The 4,073-nt window shown below is 76.6% G+C and carries 3 protein-coding genes and 1 pseudogene; 2 read left to right on the top strand and 2 right to left on the bottom strand.

What is annotated here, in order from left to right:
* Nucleotides 1–169: 169 nt before the first annotated feature.
* Nucleotides 170–1,347, top strand: a pseudogene (locus AOK24_RS47000) (glycosyltransferase).
* The gene (locus AOK24_RS41360; RefSeq protein WP_055725043.1) at nucleotides 1,344–2,210 is read left to right on the top strand and encodes an SGNH/GDSL hydrolase family protein; all 867 of its coding nucleotides are present in this window, start codon (nucleotides 1,344–1,346) and stop codon (nucleotides 2,208–2,210) included. The pseudogene AOK24_RS47000 and the gene AOK24_RS41360 overlap by 4 nt, the downstream one beginning before the upstream one ends.
* 111 nt (nucleotides 2,211–2,321) lie before the next feature.
* Here AOK24_RS41360 and AOK24_RS41355 read toward each other — a convergent pair whose 3' ends face one another.
* Nucleotides 2,322–3,191: a 5-oxoprolinase subunit C family protein gene (locus tag AOK24_RS41355; protein ID WP_055725042.1), complete on the bottom strand. Its 870-nt coding sequence runs from the start codon at nucleotides 3,189–3,191 to the stop codon at nucleotides 2,322–2,324.
* Entirely contained in the window at nucleotides 3,188–3,889 is a 702-nt protein-coding gene (gene pxpB, locus AOK24_RS41350) for a 5-oxoprolinase subunit PxpB (RefSeq protein ID WP_055725041.1), read from the bottom strand. Before pxpB ends, AOK24_RS41355 begins: the two co-directional genes overlap by 4 nt.
* Between the last annotated feature and the right edge of the window lie 184 nt (nucleotides 3,890–4,073).

Genomic DNA, 4,073 nt, shown 5'->3' with positions numbered 1-4,073 from the left:
GCGTGAGGACGCTGGGGCGCTTCGGGGTGCCTTCGATGGCCCGCGTGAGGACGCTGGGGCGCTTCGGGGTGCCTCCGAGGGGTCGCGTGAGGGCTCCGGGGGGCGTCGGCGTGCGCGTTCGGGAGCCCGCGAGGGCGACTGGCCGCGGGCCGTCCGCAACGGTGAAGGGCTGCGGATCGTGCGGCTCGCCAACTTCGTCGCGCCTGCCTCCGGTGGGTTGCGTACCGCCCTGCGGGAGCTCGGCAAGGGGTTTCGCGAGGCGGGGCACGAGCCCGTGCTGATCGTTCCCGGGCCCCGTTACACCGACCAGGACACCGAGCAGGGGCGGGTCATCACCCTGCCCGGGCCGGTCGTCCCCGGGACCGGCGGGTACCGCGTGCTCACCGACAAGAGCCGCGTCGCGCGCCTCCTGGAGGAACTCGGCCCCGACCGGCTGGAGGTCTCCGACCGGACGACCCTCAGGTGGACCGGCCGCTGGGCACGCCGCGCGCGCGTACCCGCCGTGATGGTCTCCCACGAGACCGCCGACGGCGTCCTGCGCACCTGGGGCCTGCCCGAGGGCGCCGCCCGGCGCGCCGCCGACGCCCTCAACGTCCGTACGGCGCACACCTACGCGCGCGTGGTGTGCACCACCGAGTTCGCCGAGCGGGAGTTCGTCCGCATCGGGGCCCGCAACGTCGTCCGCGCCCCGCTCGGCGTCGACCTCGTCCAGCGCCACCCCTCGCTGCGCGACCCCGCCCTGCGGGAACAGTACGCGCGCGCCGACGAGATCCTCCTCGTCACCTGCACCCGCCTGTCCGTCGAGAAGCGGCCCGGTACGGCGCTGGACGCCCTGGAGGCGCTCCGCGCGCGGGGCGTTCGGGCCCGGCTCGTCGTCGCCGGGGACGGGCCGCTGCGGGCCCGCCTCGAACAGCGGGCCCAGGGGCTGCCGGTGACGTTCCTCGGGCACGTCGGCGACCGGGGCGTCCTCGGGGCGCTCCAGGCGTCCGCCGACGTGTGCCTCGCCCCCGGGCCCGCCGAGACCTTCGGGCTCGCCGCGCTGGAGGCCATGGCCTGCGGGACGCCGGTCGTCGTCAGCGCCTCGTCCGCGCTGCCCGAGGTGATCGGCGGCGCGGGAGCCGTCGCCGCCGACCGGGGCGAGGCGTTCGCGGACGCCGTCGAGTCGCTTCTCGCGCGGCGCGAGGAGGAGCGGCGCGGGGAGGCGCGGGCGCGGGCGGAGTGCTTCGGGTGTGGGAGGGGGCGGTGGATGCGTTCCTCGCGGCTCACGATGCGACGCAACCGTCTCGTCCCGACGTGTCCGACGCGACGGTCCCGTCCCGTCCCGGCGTCTCCCGGAGCCTCGCGTGAACCCCGTCCGTTTCGTTGCTCTCGGGGACTCGCTGACCGAAGGGGTCGGCGACCCCGTGGGGGACGGCTGGCGCGGCTGGGCGGCGCTCCTCGCGGGCGGGCTCAGCGGGGAGCCGGTCGCGTTCACCAACCTCGCCGTCAGCGGGGCGCAGACGCGGGACGTGGTGGAGCGCCAGCTCCCGACGGCCCTGGCGCTGCGGCCCGACGTCGCCTCCGTCGTCGTGGGCGTCAACGACACCCTCCGCTGCACCTTCGACATCCAGGCCGTCGCCAACCGGCTCGACACGGTGTACGGCGCCTTCGCGGGCCGGGGCGTGACCCTGCTGACCGCGTGCCTGCCCGACCCGGGGGAGATGCTGGGTCTCCCCGGCGCCCTCGCCCGCCCCCTGGCCCGGCGCCAGCGGGCCGTCAACACAGTCGTGCACGCCCTGTCCGAACGGCACGGCGCTATCCACCTCCACGCCGCCGAGGGCGCCTGGATCAGCGACAGGACGATGTGGAGCGCCGACCGGCTGCACCCCGGTGAACGGGGGCACCGGCAGCTCGCGACACGGTTCCACGCGCTGCTCCGCGAGTCGGGGCGGGCGACGGGGCCCGCGCCGTCCCCCGACCCCGAGTTCCCGGAGCCGACCCGGTCGGCCAGCCTCTGGTGGCTCGCCACCCAGGGCAGTGCCTGGGTGGCCCGGCGGTGCACCGATCTGCTGCCTCATTTGCTGACCCTGGCCGCCGACGAACTGCGTCACCGCGCGCGGGGGACCAGCGCGCGGCTGGATCTGCGGGCCGCGGCAGCGGTTTCGGCGGCGTTGGGGGCGGTGTCGGTGGGCGCCGTCTCGATGGGGGAGAGGCTGGCGGACGTGGCGTGAGCGGTTGACGGAGGAGGCCCGCTGCGACGCGGGCGTTCACAGCGCTGAGTCCGGCACGGTGAAGGCGCGCGCCACGCGTTCACGGCGTCGAGCCGCGCATGGCGCGCGCCTTCACCGCCGCCGCACCTCCACGAACCGCACCGGCGTCCCCGGCACCGCCTGAGCCGCCGCCGTGAGATCCCGCGCGCGGACGACCCCGATCACCGGATACCCCCCGGTGGTCGGGTGGTCGGCGAGGAACACGACCGGATGCCCGTCCGGCGGGACCTGCACGGCGCCCAGGACCATGCCCTCGCTGGCGAGTTCACCGGTCCTGGCCCGCTCCAGGACGGGCCCCTCGGTGCGCAGGCCGATGCGGTTGCTGGCCGGGGAGACCCGGTACGCGCGCGTGGTGAACGTTTCGAGGGCCCGGGGGGTGAACCAGTCGGCGCGCGGGCCCGGGGTCACGTGGAGGACCAGTTCGGCGGGCGGCGCCGGTCGGGGTGCCGTGTCCACGCGCGCGCGTGGGGGCGTCGGGCAGCCCAGAGGAAGGACCGTGCCGTTCGCCAGCGGGGCGGGGCCCAGGCCCGACAGGAGGTCCGTGGACCGGCTGCCGAGGACCGGTTCGACGAGGAAGCTGCCCGAGACGGCGACGTACGAGCGGACACCGGACGTCGCCGCGCCGACCTCCAGCAGGGCTCCGGCCGGGACGTGGACTGGGGCACTCCAGGGTGCCGGGCGCCCGTCCACGGTCACCGCGCAGGGCGCGCCCGCGACGGCCACGGTGACCGTGCAGCGGGGGCGCAGGGCGCAGCCGTCGAGGGTGGTCTCCAGGACGGCAGCGGAGGCGGGGTTCCCGACGAGCCGGTTGACGAGGGCGGCCGTACCGGGGTCCAGCGCGCCCGAGCGCGGTACGCCCAGGTGGGCGTGGCCGGGGCGGCCCTGGTCCTGGAGGGTGGTGAGAACGCCGGCACGGACGACGGCGAGAGCGCGATCGGTCACGTCCGGGCTCCAGGGTCCACACGGCCCACGGCGACGTCCTGCCCGGCCGGGACGTCATGGCCCACCGCGACCTCCCGGTCCGCCGGAACGAACCGCACGCGCGTCCCCGGCGACAGCAGCGCGGCCGGCGTGCGCGTGTGGTCCCACAGCACCGCGTCCGTCGTGCCGATCAGCTGCCAGCCGCCCGGCGAGGAGCGCGGGTACACGCCGGTGTACGGGCCCGCGAGGGCGACCGAGCCGGCGGGGACGGCGGTGCGTGGCGTGCTGCGGCGGGGCACGTCGTAGCGCGCGGGCAGGCCTGTGAGGTACCCGAAGCCGGGGGCGAAGCCGCAGAAGGCGACGCGGAACTCGGTGGACGCGTGGATGCGGGCGACCTCCTCCTCGGTGACGCCCCAGTGCGCGGCGACGTCGGCCAGGTCCGGGCCGTCGTAGCGCACCGGGATCTCCACGGCCGCCTCGGTCCGCGCGGCGACCGGCGGGATCTCGGCGTCCGCCAGCTCGGCGGCGAGCGCGGAAGGGTCCGTGAGGCCGTCCAGGAGGACCGTACGGGCCGCGGGGACGAGTTCACGGACCGTGAGCAGTCCGGCGGAGCGGCGACGGCTCAGCTCGGCGTGCAGCGCCTCGGCCTCGGCGCCGGAGGCCACCTCGACGAGGAGCGCGTCGTCGCCGACGGGGAGGATGCGGAGGTTCGTGCTCATGGGTGCCTCTCCCGGCCGGCCCGTACCTGTGCCCGCGTCGGTGGCCTGCCGGGGCCGTGTTCCCGCCGTCCGCCCCGTACGGCGGTCCCGCGCGGCCGGCCCTGCGCGGAGCCCTCACCGCGACCGCCCTCACGCGCGCCTCTCACCTCGACCGTAACTCTCCTCACGCGAACGCCCCCACCCG

This window comes from Streptomyces niveiscabiei (assembly GCF_001419795.1).
Classification (GTDB): Bacteria; Actinomycetota; Actinomycetes; order Streptomycetales; family Streptomycetaceae; genus Streptomyces; species Streptomyces niveiscabiei.
The sequence above is the reverse complement of the archived record's forward strand: the minus strand, read 5'-3'. Positions and strand labels throughout refer to the sequence as shown.

What these genes read in the sequence shown, in the direction of transcription:
- pxpB (WP_055725041.1), bottom strand. Translation starts at nt 3,889, where the DNA reads ATGAGCACGAACCTCCGCATCCTCCCCGTCGGCGACGACGCGCTCCTC.